The organism is Vibrio sp. S12_S33 (genome assembly GCF_963889785.1).
Taxonomy (GTDB): Bacteria; Pseudomonadota; Gammaproteobacteria; order Enterobacterales; family Vibrionaceae; genus Vibrio; species Vibrio aestuarianus.
In genome coordinates, this window is the sequence record NZ_CAWPQZ010000039.1 from 1 (window position 1) to 21,471 (window position 21,471).

Genomic DNA, 21,471 nt, shown 5'->3' on the forward strand with positions numbered 1-21,471 from the left:
CACACTGGAAGGGATGAACAACAAGATAAAGCTAATCAAGCGAATGGGTTATGGGTATCGAGATACAGACTACTTCTTCTTGAAGATAAAAGCGGCTTTCCCCGGAAAGCCGCGATGAACCTTTTTTATGTCTGTAACTCACTTTCATTACGTAATAAAAAAACCAGCAACAGAGTGCTGGTCTATTTAATACATTAATAAGACAGAAAATAAATCGTTACTTATGCTTGTCCTGGACGTATTTACGGCTTACATCAACAACGGCAACATCTTTAAAGAAGCTGCGCCCCAATAACAATGGAAATGTTAAGTGAGTGCGGTCAGCCAACGTAAATTCCGTTCTCTCTTTAAGATCACCGATTTCTATCCATGCTACAACTACGGCACGCTGTTGTGTACCTTCAGCACTAGATTGACGAATATTCACCCAACGCTCAACTGGTAAGCTGATCTCGCCACTTTTAACATTATCATGCTCAATTCTGAACTTAACCCAATCTTTCCCGTTGCGCTCAAAGTTAACAATATCAACCGCACTTATTGAAGAAGTCGTCGCCCCTGTATCAACACGCGCTCTGAAACTTTCGTTTAAACCGGGGACATACACCCACTCTTTTTCACCCAGAATCAACTTGCCATCTGACGTTTTTTTCGCCTTGAGGACAATCGCTGGTTTTTCGACCGGCTTTTCAGCCGATTTCGTTTGTTGTTCAGTTTCTGGTTTGGGTTGTTCAACTTTAGGTTTTTGCTCCGGTTCAACGGGTATTTGGCTAGTAGTACTACACGCCATTAAACTGCCACTGAGCATTAAAGGAACAATAACTTTCCATTGCTGTTTCATTCATTCACCTAATCAAACTGATAAAAATTTAAGAGATGTTTACTATCGCTTCTGCTACATAAGGAATGTGTTTTTCAGATAGACCTGCAATGTTAATTCGGCCATCCCCCACCCCATAAATACCATATTGCTCACGTAGCTGAGTCATCTGGTCTACAGTAAAGCCTAGCACAGTAAACATGCCTTTGTGACTTTCGATAAAGTCGAATTGTGAAGTATTATGTTGATTTCTCAATTGATTACACAAGGTTTTACGCAGGTTTAACAAACGCTGCTGCATTTCACTTAACTCTTGCTTCCAAATTGCAGTTAACTCTTGATTTTGCAAAATCGTTTTCACCAATGCTGCGCCATGGTCTGGTGGCATGGTGTACGTGGAACGCGCTAGCGTCAGAAGTTTGCCTTTTGCATTCGCCACATCTTGCGCATTATTACCCACAACAATGGCAGCTCCCGTCCGTTCACGATACAAGCCAAAGTTTTTCGAACATGAAGTAGTAATCAACATTTCTTCTATGTTATCAGCCATATAGCGAAGACCTTGAGCGTCTTCTTCTAAGCCATCGCCAAAACCTTGGTACGCAATATCAACAAACGGAATAAAGCCGTTCTTTTGCGCAAGCTTGGTAATTTCTTGCCATGCAGCAAAATCGATATCAGCACCTGTGGGGTTATGGCAACAACCATGTAAAAGCACCACATCTTTTGGTCCTGCTTGTGCTAAATCTTCAAGCATACGTGCGGTATCTACTTGTTTAGTATCACGGCTGAAATAAGCATAGTATCTCACTTTCAGGCCAGCGGCTTCCATTACAGGTTTGTGGTTCACATAGCTAGGATCGGTGATCCATATTGTAGTTTCAGGCTGAGCAATACGCATGAGATCGCCAAGCATTCTCAGCGCACCGCTGGCTCCAGGAGTTTGAATTGCAGCTACGCGATCCATCGCCGATGTTCCTGAAAGCAGCAAATTAACCATGCTTTGGTTAAATTCTTCGCAGCCAGCAAGTCCAACATAAGCTTTAGTGGTTTGCGTAGCGACAATAATGTCTTGCGCTTTAGCGATTGAGCGCATGATTGGCGTTTCACCTTGGCTATTGCGGTAAACGCCAATGCCTAGGTCAACCTTTTCAGCGCGAGGATCGTTACGATATGCAACGGATAATGAAAGTATTGGATCAAGTGTTGGTATTGGTAAGTGTGAAAACATGAAAGTCACAACCCTTTGAAATTCAAGTAATGACCTTCACGTTAACACTAGATACAGAATTTTTACAGTCTAAATTGGTGGATTATTTGATTGGAACTACCACGCCATTCCAAGCTAGGGTCGGCTTTATCTTGTTCAAATTTACCATCGACTAATACATCAATATATTCAATAACTTGTTGCTGTTCATTACTGAGTTCATTTAACGTGTAGCCGGTCCATAGCCAGATATCTTTACCCTGACATTCAGCTTTAACTCGCTTAACCAAGTGTAAGATGGAAGCGACATTTTGTGGATGCAGTGGGTCTCCGCCAGACAATGACAACCCGCGACGTTTAATGCGAGTATCGTTGAGATCAGCAATGATTTGATCTTCTAATGCCGCACAATAAGCATGACCAGATCGCAAAGACCACGTTCCTTGGTTATAACACCCCTTACATTGATGTTCACACCCAGAGACAAACAGCGTGCAGCGTGTCCCTGGGCCATTGACTACGTCAATCGGGTGATATTGATGATAATGCATTGAAATCTCACTGACCCAGTATTACAGATGCTTCACGCGTCGTTTAACTTCTTCTTGCTTACCGAAGTTAAATGGGCGTGCATCTGGACTACCCAAGTAACCGCACACTCGACGAGTCACCGATACTTTAGAGGAATCATGGTTACCACATTTAGGGCAAGTGAAACCTTTGCTTGTACATTCAAACTCACCGGTATAACCACATTCATAGCATTCATCGATAGGCGTATTTGTACCGTAATAAGGCACGCGGCTATAGCTGTAATCCCACACATTTTCCAACGCTTCCACGTTTCTCTGCATGTTTGGAAACTCGCCATAACAGATAAATCCACCATTAGAAATGTCTGGGTAAGGCATCTCAAAGTCAATTTTATCGTACGGGTTTACTTTCTTCTGAACATCTAAGTGGAAGCTGTTGGTGTAATAGCCTTTGTCTGTGACCCCTTCAATAACACCAAACTCTTTAGCATCAATACGGCAGAAACGGCTACAAAGGTTTTCACTAGGCGTGCCATACAAGCTAAATGCATAACCGGTTTCTTCAGTCCACAACTCTACGGCATCTTTTAAGTGTTTAATGATATTTAACGCCTGCTCGCGCAATTCACTATCGTCATACACATGCTTCTGCTGACCAAACAATGCGGTGATAGTTTCATGAACACCGATATAACCTAGCGAAATTGAAGCGCGACCATTTTTGAAAATATCCGCAATAGAATCATCAGCTTTCAAGCGCACACCACACGCCCCTTCCATATACAGGATTGGCGCAACTCGTGCTTTCACTTTTTCAAGACGGCTAATGCGTGTTTCAAGTGCACGACGAGCAAGTTTTAGCTTTTCATCCAACAGTGCGTAGAATTTGGTCACATCGCCACCCGCTTTTAGCGCGATACGTGGTAAGTTCATGCTAACTACGCCTAAGTTGTTACGCCCTTCGTGGAGTAACTCACCATTTTCTTTGTAAGTATTCAAGAAACTGCGACAACCCATTGGGGTTTTGAATGAACCTGTCACTTCAACCACTTTATCGTAGTTTAAAATATCTGGGTACATACGCTTAGTCGCGCACTCTAGAGCTAATTGTTTGATGTCGTAATTTGGATCTTCCGCTTTGTGGTTTAAGCCGTCTTTGATAGCAAAGACCAATTTAGGGAACACTGCGGTTTTGCGATTTTTGCCTAAACCCGCAATACGATTTTTTAGAATCGATTGCTGGATCAGTTTTGATGCCCAGCTCGTCCCTAAACCAAAACCGAAAGTAACAAACGGTGTTTGCCCGTTCGCGGTATGTAGTGTATTAACTTCGTACTCAAGGGATTGGAACGCGTCGTAACACTCTTTTTCAGTACGTGAAATAGCAAAATCTTCAGGATTATGGATGTCCCACTCTTTGGCGATTTCTAAATGTTTTTCGTAACTGGTGATCACATACGGTTCAAGCACTTCATCAATACGGTTGATGGTCGTGCCACCATAAATGTGACTCGCCACTTGAGCAATAATTTGCGCAGTCACCGCCGTTGCCGTCGAAATCGATTTTGGGGTGTCAATTTCTGCATTACCCATTTTAAAGCCGTGGGTTAGCATCCCTTTTAAATCGATCAGCATGCAGTTGAACATCGGGAAAAACGGAGCATAGTCAAGGTCGTGATAATGAATATCACCTTCGTCATGAGCCTGCACAATATCGCGAGGTAAAATGCGCGTTTTTGCATAGTGCTTAGCCACAATACCCGCTAATAAATCACGTTGTGTAGGGATCACTTTACCGTCTTTGTTGGCATTCTCATTGAGTAAATCTGCGTTGCTTTCTTCAATTAAGCCTTCAATTTCTTGTGTTAAAGCACTCTGTTTTTCACGTGCGATATCACGGTCATGGCGGTATTCAATGTATGAACGAGCTAATGCTTTATAAGGACCTTGCATTAGCTCGTTCTCTACCAGAGTTTGAATTTCAGCGATATGGACTTCATCGTAATCTTTCAGCTTTATTTCAACCGCTAGAGCAACATTTAACGCATAAATAGCGATCTCTTGGTCGACATGCTCAGCAGCACTTTCAACAGCAGATTGAATGCGATCACGGTTGAACGGGACTCTCGATCCGTCACGTTTGATTACGATAGGTTTCACCATTTCTCCTTACCCCTAGCATACCCACAGACTTATCCACAAATACACTATATAGAGCTGTTTATTATCCGACTGACACAATATGTTGTGGTGTATTTAACGAGAACGACTACTCCAGCGTATTGATTTAGATCAACAAATAACGATCATCGTACAAGATCAATTCAATCTTAGAGTGTTACTTCTCACTTAGAAAAGAAACGATGAAAATTGCAATTTTGGGTGATTTTTTTCTTGAATTTTCACAAAACCTGCTAGGCTAAAGGCTTAGATGAGGCAGGCAAAATATTCGTATGAAAAAATCAAAAATTCGACGTGTTTTAACGGCAGGAATACTTTTTACGATCTCTTTTTGTGGATGGGCACAAAATCTTAAATTAGCGACATGGAATATAGAGTGGTTGTCGCTGACACCGTCGGCAAAAATTATCGAGTCACAACGAACTGAGCAAGATTTATCGGCTCTAAACCACCATTTTCAACATGTTGCACCCGATGTGCTGGCATTTCAGGAAGTCGATAGCCAAGAAGCAATACAGCGCGTGGTAGGGATGGAATATGATGTGCTTATCTCTGATCGCTCAAGCAAAGACAACCGCCATTATCAGTTTAACGACCAAAATCAATACACAGGCTTTGCTATACGCCAAAGCATTCCTTTTTCTGATCCTGACGATCTCAACCTCACGCCAAACAACAAGCATAAACTTCGCTTTGCGAGCTATGTGGTTCTTTATCCAAACACTCCACAACAAATTCATTTGTTATCGGTACACCTCAAAGCAGGTTGTAGCGGAAAATACCGAGCGAACTCAGCCAACTGCACAACCTTGAAAGCACAAGGGTTGATGCTCAATCAATGGCTATTAGAAAAAGATCGGTTGAATCAAGCCTATGTCATCCTCGGCGATTTCAATCACAACTTGGCCTACTCCAATGACTGGTTATGGCTGGTAATAACAGAGGGAACAGCTCAATCCCCACTACTGGCTAGTCAACATACAGCCGCGATTTGTAAGGTACGCTCTAACAAAAACCTACAACAAACTCATCAGTTTCGTTCTCTGATTGATCATGTGATTGTCAGTCGCCCATTAGGAACATCACAAACCCAACAGATCACCTACCCAAGTGAGCAAGTTCTCAAATACCGCTTGAGTGACCACTGTCCAATAACCAGTGTGATCGATTATTAAACTAAAAAGGCCGCCTCATTATTAAATAAGGCGGCCAACGACTAGATTGCGCATTTCATGCTAATGGTGGCAAAAACGTTTCTTCATCACCACATAGTACAGAACAGGAATCACCAGCAAGGTCAGTACCGTCGATACAAATATGCCAAAGATAAGACTGATAGCTAGCCCATTAAAAATGGGATCGTCGAGAATGAATACCGCACCGATCATTGCCGCTAGCGCTGTCAACATAATCGGCTTTGCTCGCACCGCGGCCGATTGAATTACCGCTTCCGAAAATTCCATTCCGGCTTCAACCTGTTGGTTGATAAAATCCACCAGCAAAATCGAATTGCGCACGATGATCCCCGCCAGTGCTATCATCCCAATCATGGACGTGGCGGTAAACTGAGCGCCTAAAATGGCATGCCCTGGCATCACACCAATGATAGTGAGTGGAATTGGAGCCATAATAATCAAAGGCACAAGATAAGATTTAAATTGAGCAACCACCAATAAGTAGATCAAAATCATTCCCACGCCGTAGGCAATACCCATATCGCGGAAGGTTTCATAAGTGATGGTCCATTCACCATCCCAGAATATTTCCACACCATTTAAACCCGTGGGTTGATGAATATAGTACTGCTCAACCGGTAGCCCCAACTCATCCATATTAAGTACCATTTCAAACATGCCATATAGTGGACTGTCAATTTCACCAGTCATATCAGCAACAACCATCACCATCGGTAGCAGGTTTTTATGCACAATATAGTCATCCATTTGCGTTTGACGCACTTCTACCAGATCCGATAATGGGTACGCACTGCCCGTCAAACTCCCCACTTTCATATTCAGCACTTGCTCTAAGCGAACTTTTGCCGTTTCAGTCGCTTGAATTTGAACGGGAATCGGATATTTACTGTGCTCACTGTGCAAATAAGTGACAGGCTTTCCACCCACAGCTGTTGCCAATGCATCAACAATCGACGCATAAGGTACTTGGTAGTGAGAAGCTTTGCTGCGATCAATCACCACTTGCCATTTTTGATGAATTTCAGGCAAGTACATATCGACATCAACAATATCTGGTGTTGAACGGAAAATATCTCTTAATTGTCGCGCAGCTTGTGCTCTGATTTCAGGTGTTGGGCCATATACTTCCGCTAAGATAGGCGACCAAACGGGTGGCCCGGGTGGTACTTCGACGACCTTTACCTTACCGCCAAATCGCTGAGCAACCTCATTAAGTAATGGGCGAACTTCACTTGCAATGCTGTGACTGTCTTTATCTCGCTCTTTACGCCCAAGTAAGTTAACTTGAATATCCCCTTGGTTGGCTTGGTTACGCATAAAATAGTGACGTACAAGACCATTAAAGTTAATCGGAGCCGCCGTACCTGCATAAATTTGGTAGCCACTCACTTCTGGAACATTATTAAGCACCGCACCTAATTCGAACAACACACGTTGCGTTTTTTCAAGTGATGCACCTTCTGGCATATCAAGTACAACTTGGAACTCAGATTTATTATCAAAAGGCAGCATTTTTAATATGACGGCTTTCGTCACCGGTAACAAGATAGACCCAGTGATAAGGGCAAACACCCCCAACAGCAACAACCAACGATTACGCCTCTGTGACGATGAGGTTACAAAGGGGGTCATGATGCGATGGAAAATACCGCTCGCGGCTTTGCCTTCTGGATGATGTGGCGCTGATTTAAGAAATTTCCCTGCAAGCCATGGTGAAAGCACAAACGCCACCGCCAGAGAGATCAACATCCCCATCGATGCATTGATCGGAATTGGGCTCATATACGGTCCCATTAGCCCCGAAACAAAAGCCATCGGCAATAGAGCGGCAATCACTGTTAGCGTCGCTAAAATCGTCGGTCCACCGACTTCATCAACAGCAACCGGGATAAGCTCCGACAATTTATTTTTGCCCAGCGCCATATGTCGATGGATGTTTTCAACCACGACAATAGCATCGTCAACCAAAATGCCGATCGAAAAAATCAACGCAAAAAGTGAAACGCGATTGAGGGTAAAGCCCCACGCCCACGAGGCAAAAAGTGTGATCATCAATGTAACAATAATTGCAATACCAACCACTATCGCTTCACGCCAGCCCATCGCAAGCACAACTAAAATCACAACCGCAGTGGTAGCAAAAATTAATTTGGCTATTAAGGTATTACTTTTGTCAGCAGCAGTCTGGCCATAGTCACGGGTAATTTCAACGCTGATGCCTTTGGGTATCAATTGATTCTCCAATTCAACAACACGCGCCTCAACAACTTGAGCGACTCGCACCGCATTTTCGCCCCCTTTTTTAGCAATGGCTAGTGTAACCGCAGGATAGATGCCTTGCTTATCACTGGTCCAAACATGTTGTGTTGGGGTATCAACGCCTAAGTTCACTGTAGCGACATCAGACAAATAGACTGGCGTATTGTTATGTAGCCCAACAACCAGTTGTTTTACTTCTTCTACTCGAGTTAAAAACTGACCTACCTGAATCGGAAACTGCTGATTGTCATGTGTCAACTTCAGCATAGTTGAACTGGCATTCGCCGCCGGTAAATGCTGATTAAGTTGATCTAACGTGATACCAAAGCTATTCATTTTGACGGGATCTAATCGAACATCGACAATCGTAGGTTGGCGTCCAACAGTGTAGATATCACGTGTGCCATCAATCCGCTTAAGCTCCGTTTCTAAACCATGAGCTACTTGCGTTAGTTGTTGACTATCATAAAGCCCTAACTTGTCTGATAAGGTGATGCTGACAATCGGCACATCTTCAATACCTTTGGGTTTAATGATTGGTTCACCGACGCCGACACCGGCTGGCATCCAATCTTTATTTGAATAGAGCTTATTATAAATACGCACTACAGCTTCGTTGCGTGGTACTCCAACCTCAAAGATGGCCACAATCATTGCGCCATCAGGTTGAGAAAAAGAATAGATCTTATCAATTCCTTGAATTTCAGAAATGATCTGTTCAGCAGGATTGGTGACTAAACTTTCAACTTCCGCAGGTGAAGCGCCGGGGAAAGGGATATAAACATCGGCAAAGGTGACGTCTATTTGCGGCTCTTCCTCTTTAGGGGTCACCATCACAGCGAATACACCCATCAGCAACCCAACCAAAGCTAACAAAGGGGTCATTGCTGAATTCTGGAATGCTTTTGCTATTCGACCTGAAATGCCTAAACGATTATCCATATCACTCACCCACTTGTGTAAATGCACGACTTACAACCGTGTCACCTTGTTCCAAGCCAGACAACACTTCGACATATTCACCATAGGTTTGTCCTAAACGTACAGGGTTCAAAATACGTTGTTCATCCACCATGCGATACACCGCACTAAGTTCAGCTCGGCGCAAAACTGCCGAATTTGGCACAAGCATGACATCACGTTGACCATAGTTAAATTCAGTTTTGACCCACATTCCAGGCATAAGAGTTTCAGCAGAGTTGAATTGCCCTGTTTGTGGTAAATCTAAGCGAATTTTGAAGGTGTGAGATTGAGGGTCTGCATAGCTAAACAGGCTAAATTCTGTTGGTGTGATTTTTTCGCCACTAGGCGCGATGACTTGAAATTGGTCAATGGTCGTCACATTAGGTTGATAACGTTGTGGGATCTCGGTTTCTACTCGCAATTTATCTAATGAAAAACCGCTAATCAGTGCCATTCCTGGCGAAACCGTTTCGCCTAACTCAACATGACGTTGAGTCACAACACCGTCATAAGGTGCCGTAATATTGGTGTAGCCTAGTGATTCTTTCGCTTGTGATACGGCAGCTTTTGCCGCTTTCACAGCAGCAGCGCTGCTGCGCGCTTTCGCTTCAGCACCATCCATTTGGTCTTGAGAGATCGCGCCTTTAGGAAAGAGTAAACGATAACGTTTAACCTGAGCTTGGGCTTCTCGGTTTTGTGCTTCAGCGCTGGCTAATTGAGCTTGAGATGCGTCTAAAGATGCCGATTGCTGAACCGCACTGATTTCAAGCAGAACCTCACCGCTTTTAACATAGTCGTTTACGTCAACATATAGATCAACAACACGGCCAGACGTTTGTGCTGCCACCGTCCCCTTATTCACAGGCTGAACAACACCGTCAAGTTCAACTCGTTGCGGTAGTCGTTCACTTTTTACTGTGTATAAAGCACTGGCATAGGCGCTGATCCCGTAACTACTACTGACCAAGGCAATTAATACACTCCAAGATAGCCTTTTCATCTTTATCCCTCACTTATCATTACGATTTCATCTGCCTATACCAGTTTAGATACACTAAGCAGTTTGTGTTTGACGTTTTTTACTATTATTAATACAGATCAATAAATTAGTAGCGCCTAGTCCAACCATCATCGAAGCGAAGAAAATCCAAACGCCGCTATTTCCTAATGCTAAACTTGACAGCGCTGGTCCCGGACAAATACCAGCCAATCCCCAACCAATACCAAAGATTGCCGCGCCGGAAACTAACTTTGCATCGATATTACGGTTATTCGATAAACAGAATTGTTCAGCATTGACTGGTTTCTGTCTTGGTTTAATAACCAATAAGTACATTGGCATAAAAACCGCAAGCGCTCCGCCCATAACAAACATTAAGCTTGGATCCCATGCGCCAGTGATATCTAGAAAACCGACGACTTTTGCTGGGTCTGCCATGCCAGATAACACCATACCTAAACCAAATAACAGGCCTGCCACTAAAGACGTCAATCGAAACAACAGATTGTTCATTTTTACACTCACTTAACTAAGATGAAGACGCACAAACACAGTCATGGCTGCAACCACCATGAAAACACAAGTAGCAACAATAGAGCGAGGAGATAAGCGGCCGATACCACAAATCCCATGTCCACTTGTGCAACCGTTCCCTAAGCGTGTACCAATACCAACCAGTAACCCTGCTAATACCAGCATGCCACTACCAATCGTAAAGGTTGGCGGTACTTCTGCACTGAAGAAAAGCACACCCAACACACCACCAGAAACCATGCCAAGCGCAAACAATAAACGCCATGCAAAGTCACGCGTTTGGGGCGTCATTAACCCAGTTAAAACACCACTAATCCCTGCTATCTTGCCATTAAATAGCAACATTAATGTGGCTGATATCCCTAGTAAAACACCACCAAACAACGATTCCCAAGGAATGGTAAAAGCCATTATTTTTCCTCTATTCTCACTAATTACAAAATACGGTTTGTAAGCTTTGGATAAGCTGAGCAATGCGCGAATCAGACAACGAATAGAACACCTGTTGTGACTCTTTTCTTGCTTGAATAATGCCGTGCTTACGCATTACGGTTAGATGCTGAGAAAACGCCGACTGGCTCAACGTCGAACTTTGTTGCAGTTGCCCAACCCCTACCTCACCATTTATTAACTGGCAAAGCACCATCAAGCGTTCTGGGTGAGCTAGCGTTTTTAGCAACTCAGACACTTCGATAGCATTGGTTTTCATTTGCTCAATATTGATCGATGTAGCATCCATCATTATTCCTCCGCGACACATTTAAATTAGATAATACTAATAAATGTAATTTAGTCAATCCTTATTTAGTTAATGCGAATTTAGATAAATAAACATTAGACTTTTCTAATTTACAGGATTATAGTGATTTCAATTTCCAACGGAGGGTAACAATATGACTATTGAAAATGGCGTACGAGTATTGGCGGGCAGTATGATATTGCTTTCGGTAATTCTCACGATGTTTGTACATCCCAACTTTGTTTGGTTAACCGTATTTGTAGGTGTAAACCTTATCCAAAGCGCTTTTACAGGGATTTGTCCTGCTGTATTTTTCTTGAAGAAGCTTGGCCTAAGTTAAAGGGGTTATATCCCTAAGCCAAGCTTTTGATTAATTTTTTTGGAGTGAGTTATGACTAAAATTGTGATTATTGGTGGTGTTGCTGGTGGCGCATCAGTAACTGCCCGTGCCCGTCGTCTAAGTCAAGATGCTGAAATCATCATGTTCGAGCGCGGCCCTTATGTATCCTTAGTGAAATAGATAATTGACTACATTTTTTAATTTTTCCTTTTTAATTTATCTATATCATTGATTTTATGGAGATCAGCATGACCAAAATCGTAATTATTGGCGGTGTTGCAGGTGGCGCATCAGCAGCAGCTCGTGCAAGACGTCTTAGTGAAGATGCACAGATTATTATGTTTGAAAGAGGTCCCTTCGTTTCGTTCGCTAATTGCGGGTTGCCGTACCATATCGGTGGAGACATCAAAGAACGCGGTAATCTTCTACTTCAAACGCCGGAAAGTTTCCTTGCACGTTTTAATGTAGACGTACGTGTGATGAATGAAGTACTTCGTATCAACCGCGATAAGAAAACCATTACGGTTCGTAATCTGTTAGACCAAAGTGAATACACTGAAAGCTACGATTTCCTACTTCTAAGCCCTGGTGCAGGCCCAGTTGTTCCGCCGATCCCAGGTTTAGATAACCCATTGACGCATTCACTGCGCAATATCCCTGATATGGATAAAATTATCCAAACCATTAATACCAACCAAGTTGACCACGCAACGGTTGTGGGTGGTGGTTTTATCGGTTTGGAGATGATGGAAGCGTTCCACCAACTTGGCATTAAAACAACCTTGCTAGAAATGGCAGACCAAGTGATGACGCCAGTAGACCGTGAAATGGCTGGTTTTGCTCACGCAGAAATTCGCGCAAAAGGCATTGATTTACGCCTATCTACAGCACTGAAGTCAGTAGAATTTAAGCCAACAACATCATTAGCAAGCATGGATTCTGGCCAGAAAGAACACCAACATATTAATGGCGAACTTGAGTTGACGCTAAGCGATGGTGATACACTCACTACTGATATCCTAATCATGGCGATTGGTGTACGCCCTGAGACTAAATTAGCTTCAGAAGCTGGTCTGCAAATTGGTGAGCTTGGTGGTATTTATACTAACGAATACCTGCAAACCAGCGATCCATCTATCTACGCGGTCGGTGATGCTATCGAAGAGAAAGACTTCGTCACTGGCAAACAAACTATGGTTCCGCTAGCAGGACCAGCTAACCGTCAAGGTCGTATGGCCGCAGATAACATGCTTGGCCGCAGCGAAACTTACCAAGGAACTCAAGGTACTGCTATTTGTAAGATCTTTGACCTAGCGGTCGCTTCAACAGGTAAGAACGAGAAGCAGCTAAAACGCGAAGGCGTTGAGTACGAAAAAGTGTACGTACACACCGCCAGCCATGCGAGCTACTATCCGGGCGCTGAAGTGGTGTCGTTCAAAATGCTGTTCGATCCAAAATCAGGCAAAATCTTCGGTGCGCAAGCAGTGGGCAAAGACGGCATCGACAAGCGTATCGACGTGATGGCGGTAGCTCAACGTGCAGGCATGACAGTAGAACAGCTACAACACCTAGAGCTGACTTACGCGCCACCATACGGCAGTGCGAAAGACGTAATTAACCAAGCGGCATTCGTAGCGAACAACCTAATCAAAGGTGATTCAACAGCAATTCACTTTGATGAGATTGATAACCTAACCGAAGACCAACTGTTGTTAGACGTTCGTAACCCAGGTGAGCTACAAAATGGTTACCTACCAGGTGCAGTTAACATTCCTGTTGACCAACTTCGTCAACGTATGGACGAGCTACCAAAAGACAAAGAGATTGTTATCTACTGCCAGGTAGGTCTGCGCGGAAACGTGGCATACCGTCAGTTAGTGAACAACGGCTATAAAGCACGCAACCTACTTGGTGGTTACCGTACTTACCTGTTTGCTAAGATGTAGTGAGTATTCGATAATTTGGAATAGCTAGCAACTTTGTGCTGGCTATTTTAATTGATGTGACTTGTAACTGAAGCTGATTAACCCTAGAAAGCCGTATTGCCACAACTAGGGATTTTTACTGACGATTATTTTTGTCCATTCAATTATTAGTCTAAAAACCACTTCCGACATTGAAGTAAATAGCATCTTCATCTTTACTTCTCGCGTAATCCATACCTATATGTAGACCATATCGTCGAGCAATTTGGTAACGGAAGCCCACTCCTCCGGCCTGTACAGAGTCACTGGTAGCATCATCATGCTCATTGATCGCTTTTCCAATACCGTAAAATGCAGAAACCTTCCAGCGATTATCAATGCTGTAGGTAATTTGGCTCTGCACGGTGCTAATTTCGTCACCTTGATAGCGAAAAGAAGAGACACCACGTAACTTAACATAAGGTTTTGACGTTGGGGTTACTTGCGTATCTTTTTCTTTAAAGTATTGGTAGTTTCCCGCCAAACCTAAGGTCCACTTGGACGCTAATGGAATAAAGCCTTGTCCATCAAAGTTGAAATGATCGTAATTATAATCGCTCCCCAACGCCTCGTCATAAAACATATAGTCAGCACTTAATTGAAAGCCTTTAGTTGGGTAGAACAAGTTATCACGCGTATCGTAATCGGCCAGTATTCCTAATCCTGACGAAACGGCTTCTTCACCAAGCATATACTGCATTATGTTGGACGCGAACTCGTTATCTGACTCGACGCTAGATATCGCAGCAACCTGTTTAATGCCCAGCATCAATGGTGTATTCGCAACACGAAACTGCACTTGTTGCATTAAAGCTGCTACCTTTGTTTTAGTCCCAAAAGAAAGCGTCTTATCTATAGGACCTATGGTAAATCCAGGAAATCCAGGAAATGCGGGGATTTCAATTTCAGGCGTCGAAATGTTTTTATAAATATCGATATTTGCCACCCCAAGGCCACCACCACCGGTATAGCGAATAGAATCACCTTTCCAAGAACGACGGTGCCCACCAAAAGCAAACCAAGTGCCATTTTCCGTACCTAGCGCCCCGACGACACTCATCGCCGCAGGGACAAGCTGTGCACCACCATCAATCGCGGATAATGAAGCTACCTTACGTTGCTGCTTTTCTTCTTCGGTTTCATGAAGAAACAGCCCCACAATACCACCGCCATAACCGACTGCAGGTTCAGTAATAATAATTGGAACAGGTAAAAATCCGACTGCTTTTTCGGCCATGTACTCACCCATGTCAAAACGCTGATCTACAGGATCCGTAAAAGAAATATCACTAGCATAGGACGCAAAAGAACTTAACATGGTAAGAAAAGCGATCGATTTTATTTTCACAGTCATCTCTCTAAAAAAGAGCCGGATGATTAATCCGGCTAAATATTGCGTCCATGCAGGACATAAATATGTAAAACACTATGCTGCAGTAATTATTGACAGCAGAGTTATATTAAGCATAAAGAGAGAGAAGTGATAATCGGTTATGTAGGACCAAGCCCATCACCGTTGCGCCGCTCTATGAAATATTAATTTTCTTAACATAGTCGTCTAGCACTTTAACAATCGATTTTTTGACTTCTTTTACTTGCTTGGAATGTTGCGACCACAGCGCAACACCAAACTTAAAGCCTTCTTTCATTTGGGATATTTGTAGCACTTCAATCTTATCAATTGAATACTCTGATTCTTCCAGCATTTTAGGCAACAGCGACCATCCTAAATCTTCACCTACAAACTTTATGGCCAGAGCAAGCTGATCGATTACTTCATGTTCTGAGCTCAGAACAACTTTCTCGTCGATCCCCTCTTCAAAAAAGGTTCTTAAAACGAATTGGCGCGCACTGGACAATTCAGAGAGCGCTTTGTCGGGAGACAAGTGAGAAAAACGACCACCTTTTTTTACGAAGGGGAGAAATTCGACATGTCCTACATATACTCCATCAACACTGTGCATGGCAGTACTATCATGAGAATTGACGATACCAAAGTGGATATCACCAGACTCCATTCCTTGCTTGATTTCCGCTTTTCCTCTAACAAGGAAGTTAACTTTCATTAGTGGGAAATCTTTTGCTAGCTGTATTCTGATATCCGTCAGAACGCGATGAGGGACAAAACTCGGATAGGCAATAGTAATATTTTCTAAACCACCATATGAGAGACTTAATGCAACTTTGTCCAGTGTACGAGCACGCTCAATGGTTTGTTTAGCGTAATGGTATAACAATTCACCATCTTCAGTTGGTACCACTGAACGCCCTATACGATCAAATAATGTCACCGCTAGCTGGTCTTCGAGGTTCGTTACCACTTGTCCAATTGTCGTGCGATGTTTATTGAGTTTAACGGCTGCTTTGCTGAACGAAAGTTCATCATATACCGCAACAAAAGCGAGGAGTTGTTCTAGACTAAAATTCATAGCAATTATTACCGAGCGAGTTAGGATCAACATCAATTGTTCAGTATTAATATTCAATACTTTAGTAGAAGAATCGCTCATATGCACGTTGACGTCCAGTAAAACTAAACATGCCCGCTAATATTAGCGGGCATGTTTAGTTTTACTGGACGTCAGTATAGGTTAATCACATAACCAGAACACCCTGCGACTTCATAGCTTGAAGCAAAATCAACCTAGATAACACCTTGTTCAGCGATTGGTGTTTGTAACGAAACCATCTCTTGAGCAAGCTGTGGTATGGCCTTCTTAAAATGGGACATCTTGCGTCCAAGGTGTTAAGCCTTGAGCTTTAAGGTAACCGTATTGGTAAAGTGAGTTCATGTAATTGTGGTCAAACATTTTCTTAGTTGTTTTGGTCGCAGAAACGTCATCAGCGATGTAAGTAAACTGGAGCTCGAAACCTTGTATTTCGCTGTAATACATCATGCGATATAAATCACCCCGACTTTGTAAGGTAGTCATTGATTTAAGAGTTCGACTGAGCAAGTTGACACCTTTATCTTCAACAGTCTCATACGGCATTTTGAACATGCCATTTCTTACTACATGAACCTGAGGCTTCTTCTTTAGACCTAATGCTTGATTAACTTTCTTAAAATCGATATCTACAGCTTGGAGGAACATTTGAGCCGATAGTCCTCCGTCCACATGCAATTCTTCTAATTTTTGGCCTTTGTAATTGACATCAATAAACTGCGGTGGAAATACACCAGGAATAGACGAACTCGCCGCAAGTATTTGGTGGATTAAATCAACCTTGTACTCAGAATCGCTTGCTGCTATCTGACCTAAGTTCCAGATCACTAATTCGTCAGAGTCAAATTGTGTCGTTCCAATCAAGATACGTCGCCCCTTGTCGTGCTCAATGGCAATCTTCTCGATTAGCTCCTCGTCATATACTTTTGCAATATACGACATAAAGCTGTCACCTTTGGATAAAGCATCTTTAAAAATGGCGTTTAAGAAGTTTTTCTTACCGAGCACCATTTTGTCATCCAATCCCAAAATAGTATTTTTCAATTTAGGAATTTCTTCACCACCTACAAAGACAAAAGGTGCCATGAGCGCCCCGGCACTGATACCGGTAACGATAGAGTAGTCATCCAATTTGTCTTGCTCATACAAACCATTTATAAAACCCACACCAAAGGCACCATTGGCACCACCTCCTGAAAGAACCATTACATTTAATTGATCGCCAGTAACACGGATTGGTGTAGTTTGCGTCTCTTCTGAATAAAAATATTGTGTACCATCACCCATCCAAGTTCTCATTGGTTCCGCGGTCGGGTTATCTGCTTCAATTGGTAGTTCTACTTGGCGGTAGTTGTCTTGCGTCACTCGCGTTTCAATTTGGTGAGCAGTTGAAGTACAACCTGCAAGTACTGCAACAATAGAAAAAGTCGTTAAAAGCGTCTGAATTTTTTTCATTGTGTCTTCTTAGTTTGTCACCAAAAATGCGGTGAGTTGGTTACTGAATGTACTTATTTTAAGCTGTAGTTTGCAGATACATAACTCACATATGTAGGGTTTCGCCCTTCAATCATTGTACAAACCAATAACCTTCACTCGCTATGATTATTCAAGTAAATGTAATATTTAGAAGGCACACTATGATGATGGTTTGTCTTTCATTGCTACTCTTCTATTAGCAGCATTCATTCAAGTACTTATTCAACAAGAAAATCATCCCATGACCACTCAACCCAATGGAAAACGACGACCTTAACCAACGCATTGTATTGGCGAAGCAATTGGGGCTTGACGTCGCTAAAATACTGGTCGATTTTCCACAAGAATATCAAGGGTAGAAAACAGCCTCAGAGCTTATGCTGGAAAGAGTTTTGTCTCACTGTCTGATGGTGCCCAAACAATAGATATGGGGTATCAGCTTAACACAACAGAAAGAAGCGAATAACAGTAGAGCCCAGCACTATATGACTAGGCTTTCATTTTCGATCAAGCTACTTTTTTCGGTTCAAAATCATGGGTGGGTTCTACAAACTCATATTGGCCTAAAATGGTCTGCAATTCCCACTCACCATTATCTTGTGTGACCTCTAGCACCCCATAAACGGCATTATTGGTATGACGGAATGCGGCTACTGGCGACATCCCTTTCACTAGACAAGCGGTAAACACGGAGGTAATTAAATCACCCACACCAACCGGTGGCTTATCAAATTCAATTTCAGGGCGCTGAACCAAGTAACAAGCTTTCGGCGTGGCAAGCAACGAACTAAATACACCGTCAGATAAGGTGTTCAAATGTTTTACCAACACGAACCTTGGACCAAGCTCTATCGCTTTCTTGCACGCAGTAATTGCGTCATAGAGAGAGGTTATATTCACACCGGTAAATTGGGTTAGTTCAAACTGATTGGGTACGATAACATCCGCAATTGGCATTAAGGTTTGAATCAATTCTTCTGTTACGCCTTCGGGTAAGATACAGCCTTTATCTGGGTCACCCATAACTGGATCGCAAACATAGAGTGCAGAATGATTGTTCTCTTTCACTCGCTCTACAACATCGGCGACAGCATGACATTGCTGCGCGCTGCCTAAGTATCCAGAAATAACCGCTTCGCAATTGGAAAGTTGACCAATATCATCAATGCCGTTGACAATGGTTGTGATTTCATCAGCATTAAACCTTTGTCCTTTCCAACCCTGCTCATATTGCGTGTGGTTAGAATATTGGACGGTATGAATCGGCCATGTTTCCAGTCCCATTCTCTGAATGGGAAATACAGCAGAACTGTTCCCTGCATGTCCATAAACGACATGACTCTGAATCGAAAGTATACCCTTCATAATTTTGCCCAAATAATATTAACATCACTAATCATATCGAATATTTATTTGGTTAAGTACTCGCGAATGTAGGATGACGTCATCAATAACCGTTTAGTAGAGAATGGAACTACACTGGCCAACCAAATCAGAGGATTCGCGGCTGAGTACGGAGTTATTTTCACTCAATCCATTAAAGCAATACGATGTCATTTACCAATAGCGATTGAAGATGCAGAGAATGAGCTATTTCATGTGATGCAGGATTTTCTGCCAACACTATACCGTGATTTTGTCAGTATCAGAGAAGAGATAACTACGTCGTTTGTCATGATACCAGTCCTGTTTATTGTTTTAGCGGTAACCCTGTCATTGGTTCATTGTTTAATCTGTCTCAAACGACACGCTAACTCTTTACTATCTCACCATTTTTTGTTTATCACTGACTCATCCTTGTTTTGATGGATATTATCCTCCATAACTGATTATTGGTTTTGCCCTTCCCTACCTAAAATAAATCCATCAGCCAAGCCAATGTGAAATTCAAACTCACATTTAAACGCTAAATAGAAACTTATTCATTAATAAAAATGTGGGACAGGGTGTCCAGCGATAAATTAACAGCCGAGTTTTCATAGTATTGAAAATCTTATACTGGAAATAACTTAGACATGATTTTTACTAAAACACCTAACCGTTCAACAAAAATGGCAACACTATCACTTATTGCTAGTTCTATGCTGCTAACAACGTCACCTGTTGTTTCTGCCGAAGAGCAGACTCAAACTCTAACCACGTATTCTGAAATCAGTACTCATGGTAAAAAAGTATTTGAGCAATATGGTATTGATCATGACCTACCTAAACTTGCTCTGAGTTCGCTTATGCAAGGTGATCACCTCGTGGAGTACGCTTACCGAAAAGTAACTATCGGTGAAGACGTTCAAGAATCATCCGTATATCTGATTAAAAATACCGATACCAAAGGCAATATCGATCTGCGTATGAAGTACGACCCGAATCATCTGGATAAACACGAAGATGTGATCGAGCAGATTGAAACCTTCACACGTAACGAATACCGCCTAAGAAACTATGCTGAGGCGTATGACTCATCAAGTGTTAAAGCCAAAGATGACGGAAAAGGCAATGTTGAGATCAGCTTTGACTACTCTAAATACGGTTTGCCACAAGACATTGCTTACTTCCGCTTTATGACCGTCAAAATCTTTTTGGTGGACGGCGAGCCTAAAAACATGCTGATCACCAACAAAAAGCCGTTCAATTTTAATGGCAATAATATTGAATCTTATAAACAAGAGCTCACCTTTAGCACCTTGGAATCAGGTAAGGTCATTATCGGCTCCAAACAAACACAACTGCTTGGCACACATAAAAAGAAACCGCTTGAGATCATCACCAAGATAGAACCAGTGGCCTTTTATGATGAAGGTATGAACGTACAAGTTATAGACGAAGAGAAACTTCAAGAAGTCTCTGATCCGCGTATGCATGAAGAAAGTGTCGAACTTAACCGTATCTTCCCACTAATGGGGGACATGGTCCGCCGCCAAGGTATTGATTTGCCACTACCATTTGGCATTTCTGTCGCCTACCGTGGTCAAGACATGAATATCCCAATGACCGACTACCTCATCCAAGGTGTGCGTTTGAATGATTTGTTCGACCCTGAGGATAGTATTGCTGACGTCCACGCAGAAAGTGTGAGCATTCGTGGTGATGTTAACATTCTGCCATTTTGGAATGTGTTCGGCTTTATCGGTAAAGTGAACGTCGATGCCAACGTTGACGCCGCTTATACTGGCGCGGCGGGCGAATACCTACAAGACAAGTTGAACGACAAACTGCCTGGTCTTGGGGATAAGTTGTGCGATGGTTTGTCCGCCCTATGTAACCGTGGGCGCTTGAACGTGCCATTGCATCTAGAATATGACTTACGTGGTGTCGGTACTACCTTATCGGTCGGTTATAAAGAATTTTTTGCGTCAGTGACAGGCTCATTTGCGCAAACGCGCATTAAAGGTGGCCAAGAATGGGGTGATGGAATTCTTACCGTTCAGCCTATGTTGGGTTATCAATTAGTTGACTATCGTGCCCAAATTTTTGTTGGCGCAGAATACCAAGACTTAGACAATCGTATGGATGGCCGTGTTATTAGCGGTGATGTCCAGTTTGATTATGACGTCGGTGTTGATGTTGACCCGTGGGCCTATTTGATTGGTTTTAACAAGCAGATTGGCAAAAACTACAATATCACTGGCCTGTATAACACTGGTAACACTCGAAGTGCCTTCACGCTTAACTTTGGATATCGATTCTAATCCGTTGTGATAGACAGACTCTCCTACAAGAATCACCTACGGGCTGCTCTTGTAGGAGAGCGTCCTCTTTATGCGATTACATCAATATAATAAATAGCTTTAAGATACATCCCATCAGCTAAA

General features: G+C 42.7%; 18 protein-coding genes and 1 pseudogene. 6 read left to right on the top strand and 13 right to left on the bottom strand.

Features of this window, described 5'->3' with window-relative positions; translation table 11 throughout:
* The coding region (locus AACW06_RS15175; RefSeq protein WP_192075710.1) for a transposase at positions 1–118 on the top strand (118 nt) is incomplete at its 5' end.
* A gap of 99 nt (positions 119–217) precedes the next feature.
* Here the strand turns inward: AACW06_RS15175 and AACW06_RS15180 are convergent.
* The 4 genes from AACW06_RS15180 to nrdD all read right to left on the bottom strand — a co-directional run bounded on the left by AACW06_RS15180 (position 218) and on the right by nrdD (position 4,723).
* Complete coding sequence (locus AACW06_RS15180; protein WP_192075711.1) at positions 218–841, bottom strand: ATP-dependent zinc protease family protein; 624 nt, start codon at positions 839–841, stop codon at positions 218–220.
* Positions 842–869: 28 nt separating this feature from the next.
* A complete protein-coding gene (locus AACW06_RS15185) occupies positions 870–2,051 on the bottom strand; it encodes an amino acid aminotransferase (RefSeq protein ID WP_192075712.1) in 1,182 nt (393 codons plus the stop codon).
* A gap of 62 nt (positions 2,052–2,113) precedes the next feature.
* On the bottom strand, positions 2,114–2,581 hold the full coding sequence (gene nrdG, locus AACW06_RS15190; protein ID WP_168524578.1) for an anaerobic ribonucleoside-triphosphate reductase-activating protein: 468 nt from the start codon (positions 2,579–2,581) through the stop codon (positions 2,114–2,116).
* A 21-nt stretch (positions 2,582–2,602) separates the two neighbouring features.
* On the bottom strand, positions 2,603–4,723 hold the full coding sequence (gene nrdD / locus AACW06_RS15195) for an anaerobic ribonucleoside-triphosphate reductase (RefSeq protein WP_192075729.1): 2,121 nt from the start codon (positions 4,721–4,723) through the stop codon (positions 2,603–2,605).
* A gap of 293 nt (positions 4,724–5,016) precedes the next feature.
* Here nrdD and AACW06_RS15200 point away from each other — a divergent pair, with 293 nt between their 5' ends.
* Positions 5,017–5,919 (top strand): endonuclease/exonuclease/phosphatase family protein, encoded by a 903-nt coding sequence (locus AACW06_RS15200; protein ID WP_192075713.1) that lies wholly within the window; start codon positions 5,017–5,019, stop codon positions 5,917–5,919.
* Positions 5,920–5,979: 60 nt separating this feature from the next.
* On the opposite strand, the gene AACW06_RS15205 is transcribed toward AACW06_RS15200, so the two are convergent.
* Genes AACW06_RS15205 through AACW06_RS15225 form a run of 5 tightly spaced genes read right to left on the bottom strand, consistent with a single transcriptional unit; the run spans position 5,980 to position 11,438 of the window.
* Positions 5,980–9,141: an efflux RND transporter permease subunit gene (locus AACW06_RS15205; RefSeq protein WP_192075714.1), complete on the bottom strand. Its 3,162-nt coding sequence runs from the start codon at positions 9,139–9,141 to the stop codon at positions 5,980–5,982.
* A gap of 1 nt (position 9,142) precedes the next feature.
* Positions 9,143–10,162, bottom strand: a complete 1,020-nt coding sequence (locus AACW06_RS15210; RefSeq protein WP_192075715.1) for an efflux RND transporter periplasmic adaptor subunit — start codon at positions 10,160–10,162, stop codon at positions 9,143–9,145.
* 54 nt (positions 10,163–10,216) lie between these two features.
* Positions 10,217–10,675, bottom strand: coding sequence for a YeeE/YedE family protein (locus tag AACW06_RS15215; RefSeq protein WP_053310633.1), 459 nt, complete (start codon positions 10,673–10,675; stop codon positions 10,217–10,219).
* A gap of 12 nt (positions 10,676–10,687) precedes the next feature.
* Positions 10,688–11,107, bottom strand: coding sequence for a YeeE/YedE family protein (locus AACW06_RS15220; RefSeq protein WP_192075716.1), 420 nt, complete (start codon positions 11,105–11,107; stop codon positions 10,688–10,690).
* Between the two features lie 19 nt (positions 11,108–11,126).
* Complete coding sequence (locus tag AACW06_RS15225; RefSeq protein ID WP_053310631.1) at positions 11,127–11,438, bottom strand: ArsR/SmtB family transcription factor; 312 nt, start codon at positions 11,436–11,438, stop codon at positions 11,127–11,129.
* Positions 11,439–11,589: 151 nt separating this feature from the next.
* Between AACW06_RS15225 and AACW06_RS15230 the strand changes: the two genes are divergently transcribed.
* The 3 genes and pseudogenes from AACW06_RS15230 to AACW06_RS15240 all read left to right on the top strand — a co-directional run bounded on the left by AACW06_RS15230 (position 11,590) and on the right by AACW06_RS15240 (position 13,721).
* On the top strand, positions 11,590–11,775 hold the full coding sequence (locus tag AACW06_RS15230; RefSeq protein ID WP_053310630.1) for a YgaP family membrane protein: 186 nt from the start codon (positions 11,590–11,592) through the stop codon (positions 11,773–11,775).
* Between the two features lie 51 nt (positions 11,776–11,826).
* Positions 11,827–11,943: pseudogene (locus AACW06_RS15235) on the top strand (pyridine nucleotide-disulfide oxidoreductase); the annotation flags it as partial.
* 80 nt (positions 11,944–12,023) lie between these two features.
* Complete coding sequence (locus tag AACW06_RS15240) at positions 12,024–13,721, top strand: FAD-dependent oxidoreductase (RefSeq protein ID WP_171980485.1); 1,698 nt, start codon at positions 12,024–12,026, stop codon at positions 13,719–13,721.
* Positions 13,722–13,872: 151 nt separating this feature from the next.
* On the opposite strand, the gene AACW06_RS15245 is transcribed toward AACW06_RS15240, so the two are convergent.
* The 4 genes from AACW06_RS15245 to pdxY form a co-directional block, all read right to left on the bottom strand.
* The gene (locus AACW06_RS15245) at positions 13,873–15,093 is read right to left on the bottom strand and encodes a BamA/TamA family outer membrane protein (RefSeq protein WP_192075718.1); all 1,221 of its coding nucleotides are present in this window, start codon (positions 15,091–15,093) and stop codon (positions 13,873–13,875) included.
* A 172-nt stretch (positions 15,094–15,265) separates the two neighbouring features.
* Positions 15,266–16,168, bottom strand: coding sequence for a LysR family transcriptional regulator (locus AACW06_RS15250; RefSeq protein WP_192075730.1), 903 nt, complete (start codon positions 16,166–16,168; stop codon positions 15,266–15,268).
* A gap of 288 nt (positions 16,169–16,456) precedes the next feature.
* On the bottom strand, positions 16,457–17,641 hold the full coding sequence (locus AACW06_RS15255) for a patatin-like phospholipase family protein (protein ID WP_192075719.1): 1,185 nt from the start codon (positions 17,639–17,641) through the stop codon (positions 16,457–16,459).
* A gap of 528 nt (positions 17,642–18,169) precedes the next feature.
* Positions 18,170–19,027, bottom strand: a complete 858-nt coding sequence (pdxY, locus tag AACW06_RS15260; protein WP_192075720.1) for a pyridoxal kinase PdxY — start codon at positions 19,025–19,027, stop codon at positions 18,170–18,172.
* A 650-nt stretch (positions 19,028–19,677) separates the two neighbouring features.
* Here pdxY and AACW06_RS15270 point away from each other — a divergent pair.
* On the top strand, positions 19,678–21,348 hold the full coding sequence (locus AACW06_RS15270) for a hypothetical protein (RefSeq protein ID WP_192075721.1): 1,671 nt from the start codon (positions 19,678–19,680) through the stop codon (positions 21,346–21,348).
* Positions 21,349–21,471 lie beyond the last annotated feature (123 nt).

Coding starts and splice junctions, on each gene's coding strand:
- AACW06_RS15205 (WP_192075714.1), bottom strand. CDS start 9,141: ATGGATAATCGTTTAGGCATTTCAGGTCGAATAGCAAAAGCATTCCAG.
- AACW06_RS15180 (WP_192075711.1), bottom strand. CDS start 841: ATGAAACAGCAATGGAAAGTTATTGTTCCTTTAATGCTCAGTGGCAGT.
- AACW06_RS15185 (WP_192075712.1), bottom strand. CDS start 2,051: ATGTTTTCACACTTACCAATACCAACACTTGATCCAATACTTTCATTA.
- AACW06_RS15200 (WP_192075713.1), top strand. CDS start 5,017: ATGAAAAAATCAAAAATTCGACGTGTTTTAACGGCAGGAATACTTTTT.
- AACW06_RS15245 (WP_192075718.1), bottom strand. CDS start 15,093: ATGACTGTGAAAATAAAATCGATCGCTTTTCTTACCATGTTAAGTTCT.
- AACW06_RS15215 (WP_053310633.1), bottom strand. CDS start 10,675: ATGAACAATCTGTTGTTTCGATTGACGTCTTTAGTGGCAGGCCTGTTA.
- AACW06_RS15230 (WP_053310630.1), top strand. CDS start 11,590: ATGACTATTGAAAATGGCGTACGAGTATTGGCGGGCAGTATGATATTG.
- AACW06_RS15255 (WP_192075719.1), bottom strand. CDS start 17,641: ATGAAAAAAATTCAGACGCTTTTAACGACTTTTTCTATTGTTGCAGTA.
- AACW06_RS15270 (WP_192075721.1), top strand. CDS start 19,678: ATGATTTTTACTAAAACACCTAACCGTTCAACAAAAATGGCAACACTA.
- nrdG (WP_168524578.1), bottom strand. CDS start 2,581: ATGCATTATCATCAATATCACCCGATTGACGTAGTCAATGGCCCAGGG.
- AACW06_RS15220 (WP_192075716.1), bottom strand. CDS start 11,107: ATGGCTTTTACCATTCCTTGGGAATCGTTGTTTGGTGGTGTTTTACTA.
- AACW06_RS15225 (WP_053310631.1), bottom strand. CDS start 11,438: ATGATGGATGCTACATCGATCAATATTGAGCAAATGAAAACCAATGCT.
- AACW06_RS15210 (WP_192075715.1), bottom strand. CDS start 10,162: ATGAAAAGGCTATCTTGGAGTGTATTAATTGCCTTGGTCAGTAGTAGT.
- AACW06_RS15250 (WP_192075730.1), bottom strand. CDS start 16,168: ATGAATTTTAGTCTAGAACAACTCCTCGCTTTTGTTGCGGTATATGAT.
- pdxY (WP_192075720.1), bottom strand. CDS start 19,027: ATGAAGGGTATACTTTCGATTCAGAGTCATGTCGTTTATGGACATGCA.
- AACW06_RS15240 (WP_171980485.1), top strand. CDS start 12,024: ATGACCAAAATCGTAATTATTGGCGGTGTTGCAGGTGGCGCATCAGCA.